General features: G+C 72.0%; 21 protein-coding genes and 1 tRNA gene. 12 read left to right on the plus strand and 10 right to left on the minus strand.

The window, feature by feature from the left end; translation table 11 throughout:
* Nucleotides 1-190: 190 nt before the first annotated feature.
* The 4 genes from MRB58_RS21665 to MRB58_RS21680 all read right to left on the minus strand — a co-directional run bounded on the left by MRB58_RS21665 (nucleotide 191) and on the right by MRB58_RS21680 (nucleotide 5,787).
* Nucleotides 191-265: transfer RNA gene (locus MRB58_RS21665), tRNA-Glu, on the minus strand.
* A 95-nt stretch (nucleotides 266-360) separates the two neighbouring features.
* Nucleotides 361-1,194, minus strand: a complete 834-nt coding sequence (locus MRB58_RS21670) for an N-acetylmuramoyl-L-alanine amidase (RefSeq protein WP_244779152.1) — start codon at nucleotides 1,192-1,194, stop codon at nucleotides 361-363.
* Nucleotides 1,191-1,877 carry a DnaJ family molecular chaperone gene (locus tag MRB58_RS21675; RefSeq protein WP_244779153.1) on the minus strand — a complete coding sequence of 229 codons (687 nt, stop codon included), beginning with the start codon at nucleotides 1,875-1,877 and terminating at the stop codon, nucleotides 1,191-1,193. Before MRB58_RS21675 ends, MRB58_RS21670 begins: the two co-directional genes overlap by 4 nt.
* 1 nt (nucleotide 1,878) lies before the next feature.
* A complete protein-coding gene (locus tag MRB58_RS21680; RefSeq protein WP_244779154.1) occupies nucleotides 1,879-5,787 on the minus strand; it encodes an alpha/beta hydrolase in 3,909 nt (1,302 codons plus the stop codon).
* 143 nt (nucleotides 5,788-5,930) lie between these two features.
* Here MRB58_RS21680 and MRB58_RS21685 point away from each other — a divergent pair, with 143 nt between their 5' ends.
* Nucleotides 5,931-6,389 carry an Hsp20 family protein gene (locus MRB58_RS21685; protein ID WP_244779156.1) on the plus strand — a complete coding sequence of 153 codons (459 nt, stop codon included), beginning with the start codon at nucleotides 5,931-5,933 and terminating at the stop codon, nucleotides 6,387-6,389.
* A 160-nt stretch (nucleotides 6,390-6,549) separates the two neighbouring features.
* On the opposite strand, the gene MRB58_RS21690 is transcribed toward MRB58_RS21685, so the two are convergent.
* The 6 genes from MRB58_RS21690 to pcaQ form a co-directional block, all read right to left on the minus strand.
* Entirely contained in the window at nucleotides 6,550-7,617 is a 1,068-nt protein-coding gene (locus MRB58_RS21690; protein WP_244779158.1) for a low specificity L-threonine aldolase, read from the minus strand.
* Nucleotides 7,614-8,162: a DoxX family protein gene (locus MRB58_RS21695; RefSeq protein WP_244779160.1), complete on the minus strand. Its 549-nt coding sequence runs from the start codon at nucleotides 8,160-8,162 to the stop codon at nucleotides 7,614-7,616. The genes MRB58_RS21690 and MRB58_RS21695 overlap by 4 nt, the downstream gene beginning before the upstream one ends.
* A 205-nt stretch (nucleotides 8,163-8,367) precedes the next feature.
* Nucleotides 8,368-9,108, minus strand: a complete 741-nt coding sequence (locus MRB58_RS21700) for a DNA-binding domain-containing protein (RefSeq protein WP_244779162.1) — start codon at nucleotides 9,106-9,108, stop codon at nucleotides 8,368-8,370.
* Nucleotides 9,098-9,979, minus strand: coding sequence for a DUF692 family multinuclear iron-containing protein (locus MRB58_RS21705; RefSeq protein ID WP_244779164.1), 882 nt, complete (start codon nucleotides 9,977-9,979; stop codon nucleotides 9,098-9,100). The genes MRB58_RS21700 and MRB58_RS21705 overlap by 11 nt, the downstream gene beginning before the upstream one ends.
* Before the next feature lie 57 nt (nucleotides 9,980-10,036).
* Nucleotides 10,037-10,393, minus strand: coding sequence for a DUF2282 domain-containing protein (locus MRB58_RS21710; RefSeq protein WP_244779166.1), 357 nt, complete (start codon nucleotides 10,391-10,393; stop codon nucleotides 10,037-10,039).
* 159 nt (nucleotides 10,394-10,552) lie between these two features.
* Nucleotides 10,553-11,494 carry a pca operon transcription factor PcaQ gene (gene pcaQ, locus MRB58_RS21715; RefSeq protein WP_244779167.1) on the minus strand — a complete coding sequence of 314 codons (942 nt, stop codon included), beginning with the start codon at nucleotides 11,492-11,494 and terminating at the stop codon, nucleotides 10,553-10,555.
* An 86-nt stretch (nucleotides 11,495-11,580) separates the two neighbouring features.
* Here pcaQ and pcaD point away from each other — a divergent pair, with 86 nt between their 5' ends.
* The 11 genes from pcaD (at nucleotide 11,581) to MRB58_RS21770 (ending at nucleotide 21,221) form a co-directional block, all read left to right on the plus strand.
* Complete coding sequence (gene pcaD, locus MRB58_RS21720; RefSeq protein ID WP_244779168.1) at nucleotides 11,581-12,381, plus strand: 3-oxoadipate enol-lactonase; 801 nt, start codon at nucleotides 11,581-11,583, stop codon at nucleotides 12,379-12,381.
* Nucleotides 12,374-12,754 carry a 4-carboxymuconolactone decarboxylase gene (gene pcaC, locus MRB58_RS21725; RefSeq protein WP_244779169.1) on the plus strand — a complete coding sequence of 127 codons (381 nt, stop codon included), beginning with the start codon at nucleotides 12,374-12,376 and terminating at the stop codon, nucleotides 12,752-12,754. The genes pcaD and pcaC overlap by 8 nt, the downstream gene beginning before the upstream one ends.
* A 5-nt stretch (nucleotides 12,755-12,759) precedes the next feature.
* Entirely contained in the window at nucleotides 12,760-13,497 is a 738-nt protein-coding gene (gene pcaH, locus MRB58_RS21730; protein ID WP_244779170.1) for a protocatechuate 3,4-dioxygenase subunit beta, read from the plus strand.
* On the plus strand, nucleotides 13,497-14,102 hold the full coding sequence (pcaG, locus tag MRB58_RS21735) for a protocatechuate 3,4-dioxygenase subunit alpha (protein WP_244779171.1): 606 nt from the start codon (nucleotides 13,497-13,499) through the stop codon (nucleotides 14,100-14,102). Before pcaH ends, pcaG begins: the two co-directional genes overlap by 1 nt.
* Nucleotides 14,102-15,187 (plus strand): 3-carboxy-cis,cis-muconate cycloisomerase, encoded by a 1,086-nt coding sequence (locus MRB58_RS21740; RefSeq protein ID WP_244779172.1) that lies wholly within the window; start codon nucleotides 14,102-14,104, stop codon nucleotides 15,185-15,187. The genes pcaG and MRB58_RS21740 overlap by 1 nt, the downstream gene beginning before the upstream one ends.
* A gap of 37 nt (nucleotides 15,188-15,224) precedes the next feature.
* On the plus strand, nucleotides 15,225-16,256 hold the full coding sequence (locus MRB58_RS21745) for a TRAP transporter substrate-binding protein (RefSeq protein WP_244779173.1): 1,032 nt from the start codon (nucleotides 15,225-15,227) through the stop codon (nucleotides 16,254-16,256).
* Nucleotides 16,257-16,263: 7 nt separating this feature from the next.
* On the plus strand, nucleotides 16,264-16,851 hold the full coding sequence (locus MRB58_RS21750; protein WP_244779175.1) for a TRAP transporter small permease subunit: 588 nt from the start codon (nucleotides 16,264-16,266) through the stop codon (nucleotides 16,849-16,851).
* On the plus strand, nucleotides 16,851-18,188 hold the full coding sequence (locus MRB58_RS21755) for a TRAP transporter large permease (RefSeq protein ID WP_244779177.1): 1,338 nt from the start codon (nucleotides 16,851-16,853) through the stop codon (nucleotides 18,186-18,188). Before MRB58_RS21750 ends, MRB58_RS21755 begins: the two co-directional genes overlap by 1 nt.
* Nucleotides 18,189-18,201: 13 nt before the next feature.
* Nucleotides 18,202-19,320, plus strand: coding sequence for a 5-methyltetrahydropteroyltriglutamate--homocysteine S-methyltransferase (locus MRB58_RS21760; protein WP_244779179.1), 1,119 nt, complete (start codon nucleotides 18,202-18,204; stop codon nucleotides 19,318-19,320).
* A gap of 170 nt (nucleotides 19,321-19,490) precedes the next feature.
* A complete protein-coding gene (locus MRB58_RS21765) occupies nucleotides 19,491-20,240 on the plus strand; it encodes a sulfite exporter TauE/SafE family protein (RefSeq protein ID WP_244779181.1) in 750 nt (249 codons plus the stop codon).
* A gap of 120 nt (nucleotides 20,241-20,360) precedes the next feature.
* Nucleotides 20,361-21,221, plus strand: coding sequence for a DMT family transporter (locus MRB58_RS21770; RefSeq protein WP_244779183.1), 861 nt, complete (start codon nucleotides 20,361-20,363; stop codon nucleotides 21,219-21,221).
* The last annotated feature ends 11 nt before the right edge of the window (nucleotides 21,222-21,232 follow it).

Raw genomic sequence — 21,232 nt, forward strand, 5'->3', positions numbered from 1 at the left:
GGCCAGCGTCGCCGCCCGGGCGTTTGAGCCGCGACGCTGCGAGCCGCCGCCAGCCGATGCGTCGACCGCGCGGTCACGGAGAGGTGCCTGAGAGGTGCGTCGGATGTTGGGTGTCGTCGCAAATCGCTGCCCCGGCGCGCGCCCGAGACGGGGCGTCCGAGCCGCTGTCGCACGCAATCGGGGGGAATTTTGGCACGCCCTAGGGGAGTCGAACCCCTCTTTCCAGAATGAAAATCTGGCGTCCTAACCGATAGACGAAGGGCGCGCAGGGCCGGACCAGCCGGTCCGGGCGTTATAGGGAGACGGCGCCGCCGACACAAGAGCGTCACACCGCGAAATGGGCCGAAAAGTCAGGCTCAGTCAGCCCGATTTGACGCAGGACGCCGGCGCGCCGGCCGTTACGCGGAGCGGCTTGTCCACAGCTTGTGCATCGTCCCGCCTCGTCCAGACGGCGCGCGCGGCGGCGAGCGCGTCCGCCAGCGCCCGCGCGGCGGCGAGCGTCGTACCGCTGGCGTCCCGGCCGACCCGCTCGGGCAGATGGCGGCGGTGAAAGGCGTTGATCACCGGCGCCGGGTCGTCGCCGCTCTCCAGCACGTAGCCGCAGGCCGCCAGCACCTCGACGAGCGGCGGCACGATGTCGCCCGTGGGTTGATCGCCCGCCGCCGGCTCGGCCGCCAGCACGTGGCCGGCGCAGGCGAGGCGGTGCCAGGGGAAGGCCTCGCCGGGGTCGATCTTGCGGGTCGGCGCGATGTCGGAGTGGGCGACGACGTTCCATGGCGGGACCGCCCAGCGCGCCCGCAGGTCCGCCAGCAGCGCCAGGAGCGCCTCCACCTGAACGTCGGGGAAAGTGGGCGCGTGCGGGCGGTGGCCGGGATTGTCGAGCTCGATGCCGATGGAGCGGCTGTTGAGGTCGCGCGCGCCGAACCAGGCGCTCACCCCCGCGTGCCACGCCCGCCGATCCTCCTCGACCATCTGCACGACCGCGCCGTCGGCGCCGATGAGGTAGTGCGCGGAGACCTTCGCGTCCGGGTCGCACAGGAGGCGCACGGCGGCCTCGGCGCTGGTCATGTCGGTATAGTGGATGACGATCATGTCGGGCGCGGCGACGCCCTTGCGCTCGTTGTGATTGGGGGACGGCACCCAGCGCACCGGGCGCCCGTCGCCGAGGCGCCGCTGGGCCGTGGCCGTCCTCATGACAGGTGGGCCATCGCCGCGTCGTAGGCGCTGTTGATCGCGGCGAGACGGTCGGTCGCGATGCGGACGAACTCCTCAGGAACGCCGCGGGCGATGAGGCGGTCGGGGTGATGCTCGCGCACCAGCTCGCGATAGCGGCGCGTGATCGTCGCCCGGTCCGCGTCGCGCGCCAGGCCGAGCACCGCGAACGGGTCGCCGTCCGGCTCCAGGTGCCGCGCCTTGATGCGGCTCCACATGACCCCGTCGACGCCGAAGATCTCGGCGACGCGCTCCAGGAAGTCGAGTTCATTCTCGTGGATCACGCCGTCGGCGGCGGCGATGGTGAAGAGGATGTCGAGGATGTCCTCGTGCACGGCGTCGTCGTCGGGGAAGAGCCGGGCGATCTTGCGCGCATAGGCCTCGAACCCGGCGACGTCCTGCTGGGCGAGGTCGAACAGGCGCCGGATCGGCCGTTGCGCGCTGTCGGGAACGTCGAACCGGTTCCAGAAGCTGGCGGCCTCGCTCATCGTGACGACGCCGTCGGCCTTGGCCATCTTGGCCGCCAGCGCGACGACGGCCATCGAAAAGTCGGCTTGGCGGCTCTGCGGGCCGGAGCCGGTGACGCCGCGCATGCGATCGAAGATGTCGGCGCCGACCGCGCCGACCGATTGCACCGCCTGTCCGATCGTCTCCCAGACGGCCATGTCAGCGGCGCCGGGGTAGCCGCTGGCGCGACGGCAACAGGCGCCGGCCGGGGCGGATGGGGCCGCGCGGGCGATGCGGCGTCTCGTCGTCGTCCTCCGGTGCTTCGGGCTGGGGCGCGGCGGGCGCCGGCTCGTCGATGGCACGGAACGGGCCGGGCTCGGCGGGGGCGGCGGCACTCGCGGCCTGGCGCCCGGGCAGCGGGACCCAGACCATCGCGTCGTCGCCGCCGCGCACATCGCCGCCGCGCGCATCGTCGCCATGCGAACCGAGGGCGACGGGGTGATGGGTGCCGAGCCAGTCGGTCGAGAACAGGCCGTGCGCGCCGCTCAGGTCCTCCAACCCGGCCGGCAGCGCGTCGTTGGCGAACTCGCCCCCCGGAATGGGGACCGAGCCGTCCATCGCGGTGCCGACGGTGGGGTCGCCGAAGGTCGGGGCGTCCTCGTCGGTCGCGATCGGGCTCTCGGCAAAGCCGGGCGCCTGGGCGGTGCCGGCGTCGAAATTGCCGTGAACCTCGCCGAACGGGCGGTGATCAGGCGACGGCGTCTCGGCCCGCATCGGCGGGATCGACGGCTCGGGCTCCTGGACGATCCCTTGGCTCGGCTCGTCCTGTGGCACCGCGGCGTCCACGCGTGCGGCGGACGGGGCCGGTTCGTGCGGAGGCGGCGCGGTGTGCTGCTGCGCGGCGGCGGGTCGGGGCGCTTCCGGCACGGCCGGGCGAGCCGTGGTGGTGCCGGGTTTCGCCGCGACGAACATCGGGCGCGGCGCGGGCGCAGCGGGACGATTGCCCGGCGCAGCGGGCGATGGCTCGCGCGAACGCTGCGCCCCGCTCTGCCCGGCCGGCGGCGTCGTCGCCTCCGGGACGGTCGGTCTCGCCGCAGGGGCATCCGGCGCCGAATGCCCGCTAGGCGAGGTGCCGTCCGCTGCGTGGGGCTCGGCCGCGGTCGCGGGGGGACGCGCTCCGCCCGGCTTCGCCCCCTCGCGCGGCGCCCCCTCGCGCGGCGTCGGCACGCCAGCGGCCGGCGGCGCCTCGGCGGCGGCACGCGCGGGCTGCGTCTCGCTGGCTGCGACCTTGGCGACCCTGTCCGGCTTCGCGTGAGGTGCGTCAGGCTCGGTGGGTGTCTTGACGGACGGTGTCGTGGCGACGGGGGCGCTGGTGCCGGCCGGTTGCGGGGGCGCTGTCCGAGTTCCGGCGGGCGTCCCGGCCTGGAGGGGCGGCGCAGGTGAGGTCGACGGCGCGGCCGTGCCGGGCTCCGCGCGGCCGGCTGGCGGCGCGACCGGAGCGGGAGCGGCTTCGCCGGCGCCGACGCGGGTCGACGGTGACGGCGATTCCGGGATCGGCCCTCCGGCCGCCGGGGCGGGTCGCTCTGGCGCGCCGTTTGCGGACGTTCCGCTGGCGGCGGCCTTCGGCGTGGGCGCAACCGTGTGTCCGCCTCGGTTCTCGGCCGTGGACGACGCGTGGGTCGCGGTCGGGGCGCGCGGCGTGGTCGAAGCGGGTTCGGTGCTCGGTGCGGCGGCGGCTCGGGCGCTCGCCCGATGCGGTGCGCGCTGGGCCTCACCGTCGGGGGCGGCGTGCGGCGGCGTCACCCCCTCGGGTGCCGCAGCCTTCGCGGATCCGATCGCTGCCGCGGCCGGGCGGGCGGGCGCACTGTCGCGCCCCGCGGCGGTCGGCACGTCCCGCGGAGGGGGCGCCTGCGGGGCGGCGGCGGCCTTCGCGGTATCGGCGCCCGGCGCGGGCGTTTCGTCGCCCGACTGACGCTCCGCGGCCTTCTGGCGGCGCAAGGCGCGGGCAGCGGCGCGGCGCTTCTCGACCACGGGATCCAACGGCGGCACGCCGGGGCGGCCGCTTTCGGCCTTTGCGGACTGCGCGGCCGGGGGTGGGGCCTCGGAGCCGGGTGAGGCAGCCGCGTCTGCGCGCCGCGGCGGCTCGACCTTCGGGTCGATCCTGGCCTCGGCCTTCGTCGGCGTCCGGGGAGGCGGGGTCTTGCGCGCCGTATCGGCGACGACGCGTTGGGCCGCTGCGATCAACTCGGTGGCGCTCGGCTCCGGTTTGGGCTCTGCGGCGGGCTTGCCGCTGGAGCGCGCGCGCGGGCGGGATTCGGCCGCCATGCTCTTGCGCGCCAGAAGCCGCTTGCGCAGCCGCTCCGAGCCCGCCTGGAAGGTCGCGGCCGGAAGGCCTTCGCCGGAGGTGGCGCCCGATTTCGTCCCCTCGGGCGGGGGCGTCCTGCCGGGTGTCGCCGTCGCCGAGGCGGCCTCCGCCGACTTCGGCAGCGTTGCGGGGGGCGCAGTCCGGGCGGCGTCGTCGGACGCCGGCTTCGGCTCCGCCCGCAGCGGTGGCGCGACATCGGCGGCCGCGGGCTGGGACACCGCAGGCATCGCGGGGGTCGACACCGTGGCCGCCTCGCTGGGGGACGGAGGCGCGGCGGGCGAGGGCGACGCCTCTGGCGACGAGGCCACCGGTGGGGACGTCTCTGGCGAGGATGACGGCGGCGATGACTGTGGCGACGATGACTGTCGTGGTGAGGCGGCCGGACGCGCGCCGGGAACTGCACCCGGCATCCCTCGGGCGCCGTTCGGTGCCGCGTCGATACCGGCGGAGGCCGTCGCCGCTGCGGCGAACGGCACGGAGCCATCCCCCTCGGGGGTAAATGTCGCCATCTCCTCGGAGCCGGCCGGCGTCTTCGCACTCGTGGCGGGCGTCGTCTTCGCCACGGTCGCAGGCGCTGCTGTCGACGGTGCCGCGGGAGGGGCGGGGCGGGGCGGAACGAATGCCTCGGCGGTAGCCGGGGCCTTCGGCGCCGCGCGGGGGGCGAGCGCCGCGGCGGCGGCCGCTGTCGGCATGGTGGCGGCGGCGGCCGTCGGAGCCGGGGCGGCGGAGATGCGCGCGCGCGGCATCACCGGTGGCGGGGCGACGCGGGCGCCCGGCGCGGCGTCGAAACGCAGGGCGCGGCCGAGGCGCGACGAACGACGCGCGGCACCCTGCGCGCGGCTCCGGGCCGGGGGGGCGTCGAGGATGAAGGCGTCCATCGCCGCGAAGGCGAGGTCGCGCAATTCGTCCCGCTCGAGCAGCACCTGGTGGCGTGCGCCGGGGATCAGCACCGCGCCGCCACCCGGCGCGGACCGGGCGAACCGGTCGATCACCGGGGTCGACACGATCTCGTCCCGCCCCGAGGCGACGAACAAAGAGGGGATCGGCAGCGGCAACCCCACCTGGCGCTGGACCCTGCGGCCCGCGGCGATCGTCGCCCGCACCCAGCCCAGCGTCGGCCCGGCGATGGCGAGGTCCGGGTTGGCGTCCGCGAGGCGTTGCAGCTGCTGGTAGCGCTGCGGGTCGCTGGTGATGCGGTTCTCCTCGAACGGAGTCGGTCCCTCCGGCGACCGGCGCACGCGCATCCGGTCGAGCCCGAACAGAGCCGCCGCGCCGCCGATCAATCCGATCAGCCCGGCCGGCAGCGGCAGTTGCGAGATCTGCAGCACCGGGGCGAGGAGGACCATGCGCTCCACCTCGTCGGCGAGGCGGGGGGCGGCGGTGAGGGCGACGAGCCCGCCCATGGAGTGGGCCACCACGTAGAACGGGCGCGGCAGGCCCTGCTGCGCGGCGAAGCGCACCACGGCGCTCAGATCGTCGGCATAAGCCTTGTAACTGCCGATGTGGCCGCCGTTCTGACGAGGCCGTTTCGAGCCGCCTTGGCCGCGGTGGTCATAGGCGACGACCGCGAAACCGCGCTGGCAAAAGTCGGCCGCCGTCTCGCCGTAGATCTCGATGAATTCGCCCAGGCCCTGGACCAGGATGACGGTCCCCGGACCCTCCGTCGCACCCGGCCAGAAGGCCAGGCGCAGCGGGGCGCCGGCGTTCAGGATTCCGATGGTTCCGCCGAGGTCGATGGATCCCCAACTCGCAGGTCCGGCCACTGTCACTCCACACGAAAAGGTCTTGAAGAGGGTACGGGGGGCCACCAAATCACCGGTGCGGTCGCCACACTCGGGGCCGCACCGAAGACTGGGATACTGGCCGTTCGGCAGTATCGCAAACGTTGCTTCTCATGGAGGACACAATGCGTCAATTCGATCTCACCCCCCTCTATCGCTCCACCGTCGGTTTCGACCGCCTGTTCTCGCTGCTCGACAATGCGTCGGCCGTGAATCAGACCCAGACCTATCCGCCGTACAACATCGAGCGTACCGCCGATGACGAGTACCGGATCACCATGGCCGTCGCCGGGTTCACCGAGAACGAGCTCACCGTCGAGGTGAAGGAAAACACCCTCACCGTAACCGGTCAGAAGGCCGAGACCGAGAGCGAAAACGACAACTTCCTGTATCGTGGTATCGCCGCTCGTGCGTTCGAGCGCCGTTTCCAGCTCGCCGATCACGTCCATGTGACGGGCGCGTCGTTGGATCACGGCCTGCTCCACGTCTCGCTTCGGCGCGAGGTTCCGGAGGCCAAGAAGCCCCGCACCATCGCGATCGAGGGCGCCGGGCAGCCCAAGGCGATCGACGCCCAGGCCGCGTAACGTGGCCTGACGGCCAGACGCCGAGTTGTCGTCGTCGGGGCGCCCCGGGAGACCGGGGCGCCTTTTTTGCGTCGCACGTCCGCCCCGCCCCCGGCCCGCCCCGCCCCGCCCCGGGCGCCGGCCCGCGCCACGCCCGCCGGAGGGCTCCGGCCGGGAGGCGTCAGTCGTCGGCGCCGAGCGTCCGAGCGACCGCGTCGATTTCCTCGTCCGTGGTGCGGAAGCTCGCCACGAAGCGGTGGAGGCCGGCGCCCGGCAGGTCGGCCGGTGCGGTCGGCGCGTGGGCGGAGCGCATGTCGGCCCAGGGGGCGAAGGTGATCTCGGCCGCCCGCAGCCGCTCGGCCATCTGCGGCCTCAGCCAGACGAAGATCTCGTTCGACTGCGACGGGTAGGCGGCGGGGGCGCCGGCCGCGGCCAGCCGCGCGGCGAGCTTCGCCGCCATCGCGTTCGCGTGGGTGGCGAGGTCGAGCGCGTGGCCGTCCTCCAGCAGGGCGCAGGCCTGCGCCGCGGCGAGGCGGTTCTTGGAAAACAGCATCGCCGCCTGCTTGTGGCGGTACGCGGTGTCCTCGGCGAGCGCATCGTCGAACAGGACGACGATCTCGCACGCCCAGCCGCCGACCTTGGTGAGCCCCAGCGACACGGCGTCCACCCCCGCGCGCCACGTCAGGTCCGCGGCCGACACGCCCAGGTGCGCCAACGCGTTGAAGAAGCGCGCCCCGTCCATGTGCACGGCGACGCCCTGCGCCTTGGCCATCGCGGCGAGGGCGGCCACCTCCTGCGCGCCGTAGCACTGGCCGGCCTCGGTGACGTTGGTGAGGCTGAGCACGGTCGGGCGCCCGTTGTGCACGTTGGCGGGCCGATAGTCGGCCAGGCGGGCGGCGAGCGCGGCCGGGTCGATCCGTCCGCCCGGCCCGTCGAGCGTGTCGATCAGCTGCGGGGCGAACTGAAGCGGCGCGCCGGCTTCGTCGCGGGCGATGTGCGAATCGCGGTGAGTGAGGACGACGCCGCCCGGCCGGCTGTAGGCCGCCAGCGCCAGCGAGTTGGCCGCGCTCCCGGTGGCGACGAAGAAGGCCGTCACCTCCCGCTCGAAGAGCGCGGCGAGCGCGGTCCTCGCGCGCCTGGTCCAGGGGTCGTTGCCGTAGGCGGGGGCGGGGCCGGCGTTGGCCTGCGCGAGGCAGGCCATGACGCGCTCGGACGCGCCGGCCCAGTTGTCGGAAGCGAAGGAAATCAAAAGTGACCTCGGCGAGTGAAGAACCGATCGAGCGAGATGGGGCCGGGCCCCGTCATCACCAGCGTCAGCAAGAGGTAGGCCCATAGCGCGCGCTGGTCGGCGATGGCCGAGGTCGCCACGTTGTCGAACCAGGAACCGATCGTCGTCGCATCGACTGTATGCCCTCGAATGTCCACGTACGTCATCACCGCGATGAAGCCGATCATGCCGAGCGCCGCAAGCCGCGTGAAGAGGCCGACCACAATCAGGATGGGCAGGACGATCTCCGCATAGGTCCCGGCGGCGACGATCGCGACGTCGAGCCCCGAAAGGGCGGCCCGGTCGTAGCCGGCGGCCTCGAACGTCAGCGGCAGGATCTGGACGTAGGCGCCGTCGCTGAGGGTGAGGAAGCCGAACACGCCGTCGCCCAGCTTGGTGCGCGCGCTGTTGAGGAAATAGACGAGGAAGACCCCCGCGAAGACGATCCGCCCGAGCGTGCCGAGCAGCCAGGGACCGAACAGCCGTTCAGCCGAGCGGAAGACGGAGTTGTGGAGACGCACCAGCATGTCGCGGTCCTCGGGTCTTTGGTGATGGTCGGGCGGTGCCGCACCGGTCGCGCGGTCGTCGGACGCGCGGTCGTCGGTCGCGCGGTCGTCGGACGCGCGGTCGTCGGTCGCGCGGTCGTCGGTCGCGCGGTGGCGGATCGCGCGGTGGTGGATCGCGCGGTGGTGGATCGCGCGGTCGTGGATCGCGCGGTGGTGGATCGAGCGGTCATGGCCGGTCGGCGAAGGCGCCGGCGGCGAGGAGGGCGGCCAGCGTCTCGGCGAGGGCGAGGCCCTCGACCGCCGCGGCCTGCGCGAGCGGTTCGCCCGCCATGAGCGCCGCGGCGAAGGTGGCGCCGGCGGGGTCGAGCGGGGCGACGTGGACCTCCATCGCCGGCCGGGTGACGAGGGCGGCAGCGGCGCTGCACGGGCTCCCCGCACGCCATGCGCCGTGACCGCCGCCCGGCGTCGCGACGAGGCGGGCCGCGGGGTGCGGCGCGAGGGTCAGGGCAGCCAGCGCGGCCGGCGCCAGGGCGAGGCGCTCGGGCCGCAGCGCGGCGGCGTCGGCGGCGTGGAAGGCGGCGACGCGCGCATACTCGAGTCGCGCGCATTCGCCGACGTGCGCGGCGAGGTGGCCGGGGCGCATGAGGAAATCGGCGAACGCGTCGCCATAACGGAGCAGCACCGGGCTGCGCGGCCTGTGCGCGGCGGCGTAGGCGATCGCGGCGCCGCGGAAGTCGTCCGCGCCCATCAGCCGGCGTGTCTGCGGGAAGGTCGCTGCCAGGGCTTCGGCGAGCGAGTGGGCGACGTTGTTGCGGTAAACGGCGAAGCGGTCGCCGGCCGGGCACCCGTGCCCGTCGACCAGCCCCGCGACGGGGCCGCCGCGACGGGCGAGCGCGGCGACGAAGCCGGCTTCGGTGGCTGCGTCCGGCGCCGCTACGGTCTCGAAGATCTCCCTGTCAGTCGACATCGGCCCGCGCGTCGGATGCATCGGCGAGGGCGGCGGCCATCGTCCGGTCCGCCTTGGCCGCCTCCGCGGCGAGCACCGGGAAGGACGGCACGGCATTGTCCCACTCGATCAACGTCGGCACCGGGCGGCCCATCCGGGCGATGAGCGCGCGGTAGAGCGCCCAGACCGACGGGCCGACCTCGCGGTCGTGCGCGTCGATCAGGAGGGGGGCGCCGGCGGCGTCGACCTCCTCGGCGTGCCCGGCGAGGTGGATCTCGCCGACCGCCTCCAGCGGAAAGGCGTCGAGATAGGCCTCGGCCGGCGTCCCGAGATTGACCGCCGACACCACCACGTTGTTGACGTCGAGGATCAGGCCGCACCCAGTCGCCGCGACGATCCGACGGATGAACGTCACCTCGTCCATCGTCGAGGCCTCGAAGGCGGCGTAGCTCGACGGGTTCTCGAGCAGCATCGGCCGGCCGAGCGCTTCCTGCACCTGGTCGATATGGGCGACCACGCGGGCGAGCGCCGCCTCGGTATAGGGAACCGGCAGGAGGTCGTTGAAGTAGGCGCCCTCGTGGGTGGACCAGGCGAGGTGTTCGGAGACGAGGCCGGTGTCGTAGCGCGCGGCGAGGGCGGCGAGGCGGGCGAGGTGCGCCGCGTCGAGCGGGCCTTCGCCGCCGATCGACAGGCCGACGCCGTGGAGCGACACCGGCAGCTTCTCGCGGACGGCGGCGAGGGCGCGGTGCGGCGGGCCACCCTCGCCCATATAGTTCTCGGCGTGGACCTCGACGAAGCCGACCGCGGTGGGATCGGCGAGGAGCGCGTCGGCGTGGGCGAGCTTGAAGCCGATGCCGGCGCGGGCGGGGATCGTGGCGTCGATGATGTCCATGGCACCTCCGGCCGTGCCGCCTCCGGCGAGGCGGCACGGCGTGAAACGAGACCGGCGTCAGGCGGGCTGGGCGACCGGCTTCAGCTTGGCGGCGTCGGTGCCGTCGGGGAGGTCGCGCGCCAGGCCTTCGAACCCGCCGGCGTCGAGTTCGGCCTTGGTGGCGCCGGCGCGCCCGCCCGGCAACTCGGTGTCGGCGCAGGTGCCCGCCGGCACCAGGGTCCAGGCGTTACCCTGGTAGTCGACCGTGGAGGTTCCCGCGCACGTCGTGCCGGGGCCGGCCGCGCAGTCGTTCTCGCCGGCCAGCGACACGCCGAAGCACTTCTCCTTGGCTTGGGCCAGCCCCGGGGCCGCGGCCATCGACGCGGCGGCGGCCACGGCACCGGCGAGCGCGGCGTAGGATATCGTCTTGCTCATGCGATCGTCTCCTGATGGCGCGGTGATGTTTTTTGATGGACGCGCCTTGCACCCAACGTGGTGGAGGGGGGTGCTCACGCCCTATTCAACATGCCGCGAGCATACCGTGGGTTGGCGTGATCGTGCCATGAAGCGGGCAGGGCGCGGCGACCGGCGGTATTATCCGGCGGCGCCGGCAGCGGCGGCGCTGGTCTGGCGCTCGCGGGCCGCGCGGCGCAAACTGTCGGCGAAGGCGGCGGCGTCGGGCGACAACGTGTCGCCCGCGCGCGTGGTGAGACCGATGGGGCCGAGGGTCGACGCGGTGTCGAGCGGGAGGGCGGCGAACTCGCCTGCCGCGAGTTCGGGCGCGACGACGTTGGACGAGATGATCCACACCGCCGAGTAGCGTCGCAGGAAGGCGCGGCCGAAGCTGTCGGACACAGTCTCGATCACGTGGCGCGGGCGCGGCAGGCCAAGCTCCATGAAGAGGCGGTCGACGACCGGGCGGATGATGCTCCCCGCCGGCGGCAGGAGGGTGACGACGTCGCCGAGGGCCTCGCGCGGGGCGGTCCGGAAGCGCTCCACGTCGCGCGCGGCGACGACGAAGACGACCGAATCGTGCGACAGCGGCTCGAACGCGAGGCTTACCATGTCCTCCGGCGCCGGCAGGCGGCCGACCACGAGGTCGAGCCCGCCGCGGCGCAGCCGGTCGATCAGCATGTCCTGTTCGCCCGACGCGATCGACAGCCGCGCCGACGGGTTGAGCCGCAGGTAGCGCCACGCCGCGTCCGGCACCAGCGCGGTCGCCACCGTCGGCAGCGCGCCGACGCGCACCGGCGCGGCGTCCCGCTCGCCGGCCACCGCCGCCACCCCGCCGCGCATCGCGTCGAGACCGGCGATGGCGTGGCGCAGGAAGACCTCGCCCCCCGCCGTCAGCCGCACGCCGCGCCCGAAGCGCTCGACCAGCGGTGCGCCGCACGTCGCTTCCAGTTCGCGCAGGGTGCGGCTGACGGCGGGCTGGGTGAGGTTGAGCCATTCGGCCGCCCGGCTGACGCTGCCGAGACGGGCGGTCTCGACGAAGACTTCCAGGTGGCGCAGGCGCAGGCGGCTGGGTGAATTCATACCATTATTGTTATGGATCCGGCTCAGAATGTCATTTCCTATCTGCGGGCGATGATGGCAATCTCGCCAACGCGTTGGGAGGAAACATGCGCTTCATAAAAACCAACGGCGCGACGCTTCACGTGGACCACCGGCCCGCGGAGGCCGGATCGCCGACGATCGCGTTCTCGAACTCGCTGGGAACGGACATGCGCATCTGGGACGGCGTCGTCGCCGCGCTGCCGGCCGCATGGGGCATCCTGCGGTACGACACGCGCGGGCAAGGGCTGTCCACGCTCTCGCCCTCCGGCGACGTCGCGACCAACGCGGACGACCTCGCCGGCCTGTGCGACGCCTTGAAGCTCGACAAGGTCGTGCCGTGCGGTCTGTCCATCGGCGGGCTCATCGTCCTGAAGTTCGCGCTCGACCATCCGGACCGGGTGGCGGGGCTGATCCTCACCTGCTCCGGCGCGCGCATCGGCGCCCGGCACGATTGGGAGGCCCGCATCGCCACCGTGCGCTCGCAGGGGCTCGCGGTGCTGGGCGAGGCGACGATGGAGCGTTGGTTCTCGCCCGCCTTCCGCGCCGGCGCCGCCGACGTGATCGACGGGATGCGCGCGATGCTGGAGCGCCAGCCCGTCGCCGGCTATGCGTCGCTCTGCGCGCTCCTACGCGACACCGACCTCACGGCCGAGACCGGCCGCATCGCGGTGCCGACGCTGGGGATCGCCGGCAGCCTCGACCAGGCGACCCCGCCCGATCTGCTGAAGGAAACCGTCGCGGGCATCGCCGACGGCACATACGTCGAGCTCGAGGGGCTGGCACACATCCCGTGCGTCGAGGATCCGGACCGGCTCGCCGGGGCGATCGCGCGCTTCATCGCCGAGAAGGGGATCGCCGGTGCCTGACGACATCTACGAGACCGGCCTCGCCACCCGCCGCAAGGTGCTGGGGGAGGCGCACGTCGATCGTGCCTCCGCCGGCATCACCGCCTTCGACGAGACCTTCCAGCGGATGATCACCGAGGCGGCTTGGGGCCGCACGTGGTCCTCCGGGGGCCTGCCGATGCGCGAGCGCTCGATGATCACGCTGGCGCTGCTCGCCGCGCTCGGCCACTGGGACGAGTTCCAGATGCACCTGCGCGCCACCCGCAACACCGGCGCCAGCGAAAAGGACATCGCCGAGGTGCTGATGCATGTCGCCATCTATGCCGGCGTGCCGGCCGCCAATCACGCGATCAAGCTCGCCAAGGCGACGCTGAACGCGGACACCGAAGCCTGACCGTCATGCGAAATTATACCGAAGCCAAGCCCTTCGTCCCCCGCGATCTCGACGCGCATCCGCCGTCCTACGCGCCCGGATACAAGACGAGCGTGCTGCGTTCGCCGCGGCTGGCGCTGGTCTCGTTCACCAACTCGCTGACCGAGGCGACCGGGCCGGTCTTCGGCCACGCCACGCTCGGCCCCGACGACCATGACCTCGCGGTCAACTACGCCGCGCCCGGCGAAAGCGCGATCGGCGAGCGCATCATCGTGCACGGCCGGGTCGTCGACGGGGACGGCAAGGCGGTGCCGGGGGCGCTGCTGGAAGTGTGGCAGGCCAACGCCGGCGGGCGCTACCGCCACATCCGCGACGGCTACCTCGCCCCGCTCGATCCCAACTTCGGCGGGTGCGGGCGCGTCATCACCGACGAGAACGGCTACTACTGGTACCGCACCGTGCGGCCGGGCGCCTATCCGTGGCCCAACCGCGCCAACGACTGGCGTCCCGCGCACATCCACTTCTCGGTGTTCGGCTCTGGGTTCGCGCAGCGGCTCATCTCGCAGCTCTATTTCGAGGGCGACCCGATGATCGCGCAGTGCCCCATCGTCGGCACACTGCCCGACCCGGAGGCGGCCGACCTGTTGACCGCGACGCTCGACATGGACAACACCGTCCCGTTCGACGCGCGCGCCTACCGGTTCGACATCGTCCTGCGCGGTCGCCGCTCCACACCGTTCGAAAACAAGCTGGAGGGGAATTGATGGCGAGGCTGCGCGAGACCCCGTCGCAGACGGCCGGCCCCTACGTCCACATCGGCGCGGTGCCGACCTTCGCGGGCCTCGACGGCGTCTATCCGCAGGATCTGGGATCCGGCCCGCTCTATGAAGACGGCGCCAAAGGCGAGCGGATCACCATCCGCGGCCGCGTCATCGACGGGACGGGCACGCCGCTGCTCGACGGCATCGTCGAGATCTGGCAGGCCGACGCGGACGGGCTCTACAACTCGCCGATGGAGCCGCGCGGGCCGGCCGACCCGAAGTTCAAGGGCTGGGGCCGCGCCGCGACCATGGGGACCGACGGGGTCTTCACGTTCGAGACGATCAAGCCCGGACGCGTGCCGTGGCCGGACGGGCGCGTCCAGGCCCCCCACGTCGCGCTGTGGATCGTCGCGCGCGGCATCAACATCGGCCTGCACACCCGCATGTATTTTCCCGACGAGGCGGAGGCGAACGCCAACGACCCGGTGCTCGGCCGGATCGAGCAGAAGGTGCGCCGCGACACCCTGGTCGCCGAACGGCGCGACGGGGTCTATGTGTTCGACATCCACCTGCAAGGGGAAGCCGAAACCGTGTTCCTGGATATCTGATGTCGATCAGCGTCTTCCAAGACCCGCTGCTGAAGGGCCTCTTCGGCGACCCGGAGGTGGCGGCCGCGTTCGATGCCGAGGCGACGCTGGCGCGCTACAACCTCGTCGAGATGGCGCTGGCCCGCGGGGCCGAATCGGTCGGGCTGGTGCCGAAGGGGGCGGCCGACGCGATCTGCGCCATGCTGGAGCGCTTCCGGCCCGACATGGCCGACCTCGCCGCGGGGACGGTCAAGGACGGGATCCCGCTGCCGCGCTATGTCGCCCAGATCAAGGCCGCCGCCGGCGAGAACGCGCGCTATGTCCACCTCGGCTCCACCAGCCAGGACATCATGGACACCGCGCTGGCGCTGACCCTCGTCGAGGTGAACAACCTCTTCGACGCGCGGCTGATCGATATCCTCTCCAAGCTGCAGGCGCTGGCGCGGGCGCACGGCTCGCGCTCGATGATGGGGCGCACGCGCATGCAGGCGGCCCTGTCGATCACCGTGGCGGACCGGCTGCGCGAGTGGTCGCTGCCGCTGGAGCGCCAACGCGAGCGGCTGGTCCGCCTGCGGCCACGCCTCGAGATCGTGCAGTTCGGCGGCCCGGTCGGCACGCGGCGCGGCTGGAACGGGCACGGCGACGCGATCGCGACGCACATGGCCGGCACGCTCGGTCTCGCGGACCCCGGCGCGGCCTGGCACACCGCGCGCGACGGCCTCGGCGCCTACGTCGGCTGGCTGACGCAGATTTCGGCGGCGCTCGGCAAGATCGGCGAGGACGTCTTCCTCATGGCGCAGCAGGGGATCGGCGAGATCCGCCTCGCCGGCGGCGGCGCCTCCTCGGCGATGGCGCACAAGAAGAACCCGATCGACGGCGAGCTTCTCGTCACGCTCGCCCGGTTCAATGCCGCGCAGCTCGGCGGCTTCGCGCAGTCGCTGATGCACGAGCAGGAGCGTTCGGGCGTCTCCTGGGCGCTGGAGTGGATGATTTTGCCGCAGATGTGCGCCGCGACGGGGGCGTCGCTGCTCACCGGATCGCGGCTCCTCTCGGCGATCGAGCAGATGGGTGCGCCGGAGGGCACCGTGCTCGACGGGGCGACCTGAACGACAAGACCCATAACAACGAAACGGGAGGACGATTATGAAGACCACACTCATCGCGGCCGCCGCCGCTCTCGTCGGCGTGGCGCTCGCGACGCCCGCCTCGGCGCAGGAGGTGACGCTCACGCTTCACCATCTCCTCGGCCCCAAGGCACCGGCCCACTCGCAGATGCTGGTTCCCTGGGCCGAACGGATCGAGAAGGCCTCCGACGGGCGCATCAAGATCGAGATCTATCCGGCGATGTCGCTCGGCGGCACGCCGCCCCAGCTGATCCGCCAGGTGCGCGACGGCGTCGTCGACATCATCTGGACCGTGAACGGCTACACGCCGGGCCTCTTCCCGCGCTCGGAGGTGTTCGAGCTGCCGACGGTCTTCACCAACGACGTGAAGGCCACCAACCTCGCCATGCGTGACCTCTTCGAGGAGGACCTGTCGCAGGACTACGAGGGCATGCACGTCCTGTGGAACCACGTCCACGCCGGGCAGGCGCTGCAGATGCGCGACAAGCTGGCCCGCTCGCCGGCCGACACCGCCGGGCTGAAGCTGCGCGTGCCGGGGCCGACGGGGACCACCGTCGTCGAGGCGTTGGGCGCGACGCCGGTCAACATGCCGGTGCCCGACCTGCCGCAGTCGCTGTCCACCGGCGCGGTCGACGGGGCGCTGATCCCCTGGGAGATCATCCTGCCGCTGCAACTCCAAGAGGTGACGCAGTACGACATCGAAGGGCCGGACATGGAGCGCTTCGGCACCACCGTGTTCCAGGTCTCGATGAACCAGGACCGCTGGGATTCGCTCCCCGACGATCTGAAGCAGGTCTTCATCGACAACACCGGGCCGGACTGGCTCGCCGAAGTCGCCGACGTGTGGGTCAACGCCGACAAGAAGGCGATCGGCGTCGCGGTCGAATCGGGCAACGAGCACGTGGTGCTGACGCGCGAGGAGATGGACGCCTTCAATGAGGCGATGAAGCCGGTGGTCGACCAGTGGATCGCCGCGCATCCCGACTTCGACGCCGCGGGCCTCGTCGAGAAGGCGCGCGAGGCGATCGCGGCGCACGCGTCCGGGTCGTAGGCGCCCCTTGCGCACCACCTTCCATGGGTCGGGCGAGCCTCGCCCGACCGGCGGGGCCGGGCGCCTGGCGCGCGTGGCCGCCTCGGCGATCCGCCTGTGGGCGATCCTGGGCGGCCTCGGCGCCACCGCGCTCGCCCTCATGACGGCCGCGAGCGCGGTCTCGAACCTCGTGTTCGCGGCACCCTTCGCGGCCGATCACGAACTCATCAAGCACGTCATCGCCGTCGTCATCTTCATGTTCCTGCCCTACTGCCAGCTCGCCGGCGCCAACGTCACGGTCGACATCTTCACCGAGGGGATGGGCGCGCGGACCAAGGCGCTGATGGCCGCGTTCGCCGCGCTGATCGCCATCGCCTTCGCGGCGGTGCTGTCGCGCCAGATGTATCTGGGCCTTCTCGACTACCGCCAATATGTCGAGATCACGCCGGTGCTGAAGCTGCCGCTCTGGACGGCCTTTCCGCCGATCCTCGTCTCGCTGGCGCTGCTTGTCGTCGCCGCGGTGCTGACGCTGGTGGACGCGCTCCGCGCCATGCGCGGCCTGCCGACCTGGTTCGGCGAGGCGGGCGAGGCCGCGGCCGCGGAGGACGGCGTCTGATGGACAATCTCGTCCTCGGGTTCGGCGGCCTCGGCGCGCTGTTCCTGCTCATCGCGATCCGCGTTCCGATCGCCTACTCGATGATCCTCGTCGGCCTGGTGGGAACGGTGCTCGCCATGCCGCGGGCCGAGATCGGGCTGCGGATCGTCCTCAACCAGCTCAAGGACCTGGGCTACGCGCAGTTCTCCAACTACGACCTGTCGGTGCTGCCGATGTTCATCCTCATGGGTGGGCTCGCCTCGCGCACCGGGCTGTCGCGCGATCTCTTCCGCGCCGCCAACGCGTGGCTGGGGCGTATGCGCGGGGGCGTGGCGATGGCCGCGCTGGTCGGCTGCGCGGGGTTCGGCGCGCTGTGCGGCTCGTCGACGGCGACAGCCTCCACCATGGGCCAGGTCGCGCTGCCGGAGCTGAAGCGCTACAAGTTCTCCAACGCGCTGGCGACCGGGACCGTCGCCGCCGGCGGCACGCTGGGGATCCTCATCCCGCCGTCGGTGGTGCTGATCGTCTACGCCATCATCGTCGAGGCCAACATCGTGACGATGTTCGCCGCGGCGCTCATTCCGGGCCTCCTGGCGCTCGTCCTCTTCATGGTGACGGTGGCGATCTACGTGCGCGTCTTCCCCGGCTCGGGGCCGGAGGGGGAGAAGGTCCCGCGGCACGAGCTGGTGGCTGCGACGCTCGGCGTGATCCCGGTGGTGGTGATCTTCGGCATCGTCATAGGCGGCATCTATGCCGGCATCTACAACCCGACGCCCGCGGCCGCGATCGGCGTCGTCCTGGTGGCGCTCTACGGCATCGTCCACGCCGGCCTCTCCTGGCGCGCCTTCGTCGACGCGCTGCTGGAAACCGCGCGCACCACCGGGATGATCTACCTCATCCTCTTCGGCGCCGAGCTCTTGAAGATCTTCATGGCCCGGGCCGGGGTGCCGCAGGCGGCGGCCGACTACCTGATGAATTCGGGGATGGGGCCGTACGAGATCCTCACCCTCGTCATCGTCGCCTTCCTGATCTTCGGCTGCCTGATGGACTCGCTGTCGATGGTCATTCTGGCGATCCCGTTCTTCTGGCCGGTGATCGCCGGGCTCGACTTCGGCCTCACGCCCTACGACACCAAGATATGGTTCGGCATCGTCATCCTGATCGTGGTCGAGCTGGGGCTGATCACGCCGCCGGTCGGCCTCAACGTCTTCATCATCAACCAGATCGCGAAGGATGTGCCGATGCGCCAGACCTTCGCGGGCGTCATGCCCTTCTTCGCCACGGAGATCGTGCGGGTGGTGCTTCTGGTCGCGTTTCCGGCGATCACGCTGCTCCTGCCGCGTCTCCTATCGAACTAGCAGAGTGGAACCCATGCCCACGCCACCTTATCGCGCCGACCATGTCGGCAGTCTCCTGCGCCCCAAGCCGGTCCAGGACGCGCGCAAACGTGTCGCCGAGGCCCCGAGCGCGGAGGCCAAGGCCGAGCTGAAGGCGGCCGAGGACGCCGCCATCGTCGACCTCGTCAAGATGCAGGAAGACGTCGGCCTGCTGGCCGTGACCGACGGCGAGTGCCGCCGCTCGTTCTGGCACTTCGACTTCATGGGCGAGCTGACCGGGCTCGACATGGTCTCCTCCGACGAGGGGATCCAGTTCGCCGGGGTGCAGACCAAGGCGATCCGCCCGACGATCACCGGCAAGCTCGACTTCCCGGCCGACCACCCGCACCTTAAGCATTTCGAGTTCGTCGCCGCCAACACCAAGGTGACGCCGAAGATCTCGATCCCCGGCCCGTCGTGCGTCCACTTCCGCACCAACCCGAAGGACATCGGCCCGGCCGAGTACCAGGACGTCGACGCCTTCTGTGCCGACATCGCCGCCACCTACAAGAAGGCCGTCGACGCCTTCTACAAGGCCGGCTGCCGCTACCTCCAGATGGACGACATCTTCTTCGCCTACCTCTGCGATCCGAAGCAGCGCCAGGTCCGTGCCGACATGGGCCAGGACCCGGACATGCTGATCGACAAGTATGCCTGGATGATGCACGAGGCGATCAAGGACCGCCCGGCGGACCTCGTCATCGGCATGCACATGTGCCGCGGCAACTTCAAGTCGACCCACGTCGCCGAGGGCGGCTACGACCCGGCGGCGGACGCGATCTTCAACAAGACCGGCGTCGACATCTTCTTCATGGAGTACGACACCGAGCGCGCCGGCGGGCTGGAGCCGCTGCGCCTCTTGCCGAAGGGCAAGCAGCGCGTGATGCCGGGCTTCATCACCACCAAGACCGGTGCGCTGGAAAGCCTCGACGACCTGAAGGCCAAGTTCGACGAGGCGGGCAAATACGCCGACATCGACCAGCTCGGCATCGCGCCGCAGTGCGGCTTTTCCTCCACCGAGGAGGGCAACAACATCACCCCCGAGGATCAGCGCCGCAAGCTGGAGCTGGTGGTGCAGACCGCCGAGGCGGTGTGGGGCGGCGTCGACGCCTGAGGCGCGGCACGGCCATGTGCGCAACTGCCCGGCGGCCTTGACGCGGTACGGCCGCCGGGCGCCCTATGAACGTCGGCGCGCGTCCTCGCGCGCCGGGCTACGGCAATTCCGGCGCGACCCCGCGCGCCGGGCGGAGGCAACGGCCCGCTGATCGAGAAAGGGCCGGCCCCATGGACTACGATGCGCCGACGCTCGCCTTCGTCGGCCTCGCCTTCTTCGTCTCGGGCGTCGTCAAGGGCGCCACGGGCCTCGGCTACGCGACCTCGTGCATCCCGATGCTGGCGCTGGTGCTGGGCATCAAGACGGCGCTGCCGCTGGTGCTGGCACCGTCGGTGGCGTCGAATTTCACGCTGCTCGTCTCCACCGGGCCGGTCTTGCCCACCATCCGCCGGTTCTGGCCGATGCTGCTGCTGGCGCCGGTCGGGGTCTTCCTCGGCGCGGCGCTGCTGGGCTCGGTGGACGGGGCGACGGCGGGCGCGGCCCTCGGCGCCGCGCTGATCGCCTGGTGTGCGTTCTCCTTCCGGCGGATGGACTGGCGCCTGCCGCCGCAACTGGAGCGTCCGCTCGCCCCCGCGGTCGGTTTCTCAACCGGCCTCGTCAACGGGCTGACGGGAAGCCAGGTGATGCCGCTGGCGCCGTTCGTGATGGCGCTCGGCCTCGCCCCGGCGATGCTGATCCAGGTGATGAACCTCTCGTTCACGATCTCCAGCGCGGCGATGGCGACGGCGCTCACGCGCATCGGCCTGATGACGGTGCCCGCCGCGGCCGTCTCGCTGGCGGGGGTGGCGCTGTCGGTCGGCGGGGTGCGGCTCGGCTCGCGCGTGCGCCGGCGGCTGCCGGAGACGACCTTCCGCCGCGCCATCCTCGTGGTGCTGACGGTCGCGGGCGCGGCGCTCATCGTCAAGGGCCTCTGGTCGTGACGGGTAAGGGCGTGACGGGTGGAAGCGTAACGGGCGCAGGGATGACGGGTGCGGGCATGACGCGCGCGGGACGCTGCACGCGGAACGGCCCAGCTCGGGCCGCGGGGCACGGCTGAGCTCGTGGAGCCGCTCCTCGTCCTCGTCGCCCTCGTCTCGGCGTTCTTCTTCGCGCTGTCGTTGGTGCTGACCCCGTTCGCGCTGCGCGGCGCCGGGCCGCTGGTGGGCGGCAGCATCAGCGTGCCGACCTCGGCGATCCTCTTCCTGGCGCTCTCCCCGTTGACGGTCGACTGGTCGGCCTGGGCGATGCCGGGGGCGGCGATCTTCGTCGCCACCGGGGCGCTTTTCCCCGCGGCGGTGACCTTGCTCTCCTTCGCCAGCAACCGGCACAACGGCCCGAACCTCACCGGAGCGATGGGCAACCTCTCGCCGATCTTCGCCATCGCCATCGCGGCGGTGATCTTCGGCGACGTGCCGCGCCTGACGCAGATCGTGGGCATCGTCGCTCTGATCGGCGGGCTGACGTTGCTGGCGCTGGAGCGCTCGCGCGCGGTGCCGCGGGCCGCGCTCCTGTTCCTGGCGCTGCCCGTTCTCTCGGCGATGATCCGGGGCGGGGTGCAGCCGTCGATCAAGCTCGGCATGGAGAGTTGGCCCGACCCGTTCGCGGCGGTCACCATCGGCTACGTCATGTCGGCGCTGGTGCTGTGGGGCGTGCGCCTCGGCGTGGCGCCGCGCGGGGTGGCGGTGGGGCGCGGGGCGCTGTGGTACGTGCCGGTGGGGCTGTGCAACGGCGCGGCGGTTCTGCTCCTCTACAATGCGCTGTCCCTGGGGCCGGTGACGATGGTCGCGCCCATCGTCGCCACCTATCCGATCTTCACCCTGGTTCTGGACCGCCTGATCCACCGCGGCCGGCCGCTCACGCTCGCGACCGTCGCCGGTGTCGCCATTTCGGTCTGCGGCATCGCCGTGGTGCTCGCGACGTGACGCCGCGGGCC

This window comes from Acuticoccus sp. I52.16.1, assembly GCF_022865125.1.
Lineage (GTDB): Bacteria > Pseudomonadota > Alphaproteobacteria > Rhizobiales > Amorphaceae > Acuticoccus.

Bases quoted from the DNA above. Each gene is read 5' to 3' on its own strand.
- MRB58_RS21685 (WP_244779156.1), top strand. From the start codon at position 5,931: ATGCGTCAATTCGATCTCACCCCCCTCTATCGCTCCACCGTCGGTTTC.
- MRB58_RS21765 (WP_244779181.1), top strand. From the start codon at position 19,491: ATGGACTACGATGCGCCGACGCTCGCCTTCGTCGGCCTCGCCTTCTTC.
- MRB58_RS21700 (WP_244779162.1), bottom strand. From the start codon at position 9,108: ATGTCGACTGACAGGGAGATCTTCGAGACCGTAGCGGCGCCGGACGCA.
- MRB58_RS21695 (WP_244779160.1), bottom strand. From the start codon at position 8,162: ATGCTGGTGCGTCTCCACAACTCCGTCTTCCGCTCGGCTGAACGGCTG.
- pcaH (WP_244779170.1), top strand. From the start codon at position 12,760: ATGCGAAATTATACCGAAGCCAAGCCCTTCGTCCCCCGCGATCTCGAC.
- pcaD (WP_244779168.1), top strand. From the start codon at position 11,581: ATGCGCTTCATAAAAACCAACGGCGCGACGCTTCACGTGGACCACCGG.
- MRB58_RS21760 (WP_244779179.1), top strand. From the start codon at position 18,202: ATGCCCACGCCACCTTATCGCGCCGACCATGTCGGCAGTCTCCTGCGC.
- pcaG (WP_244779171.1), top strand. From the start codon at position 13,497: ATGGCGAGGCTGCGCGAGACCCCGTCGCAGACGGCCGGCCCCTACGTC.
- MRB58_RS21740 (WP_244779172.1), top strand. From the start codon at position 14,102: ATGTCGATCAGCGTCTTCCAAGACCCGCTGCTGAAGGGCCTCTTCGGC.
- MRB58_RS21705 (WP_244779164.1), bottom strand. From the start codon at position 9,979: ATGGACATCATCGACGCCACGATCCCCGCCCGCGCCGGCATCGGCTTC.
- MRB58_RS21745 (WP_244779173.1), top strand. From the start codon at position 15,225: ATGAAGACCACACTCATCGCGGCCGCCGCCGCTCTCGTCGGCGTGGCG.
- MRB58_RS21755 (WP_244779177.1), top strand. From the start codon at position 16,851: ATGGACAATCTCGTCCTCGGGTTCGGCGGCCTCGGCGCGCTGTTCCTG.
- MRB58_RS21670 (WP_244779152.1), bottom strand. From the start codon at position 1,194: ATGAGGACGGCCACGGCCCAGCGGCGCCTCGGCGACGGGCGCCCGGTG.
- pcaQ (WP_244779167.1), bottom strand. From the start codon at position 11,494: ATGAATTCACCCAGCCGCCTGCGCCTGCGCCACCTGGAAGTCTTCGTC.
- MRB58_RS21710 (WP_244779166.1), bottom strand. From the start codon at position 10,393: ATGAGCAAGACGATATCCTACGCCGCGCTCGCCGGTGCCGTGGCCGCC.
- MRB58_RS21675 (WP_244779153.1), bottom strand. From the start codon at position 1,877: ATGGCCGTCTGGGAGACGATCGGACAGGCGGTGCAATCGGTCGGCGCG.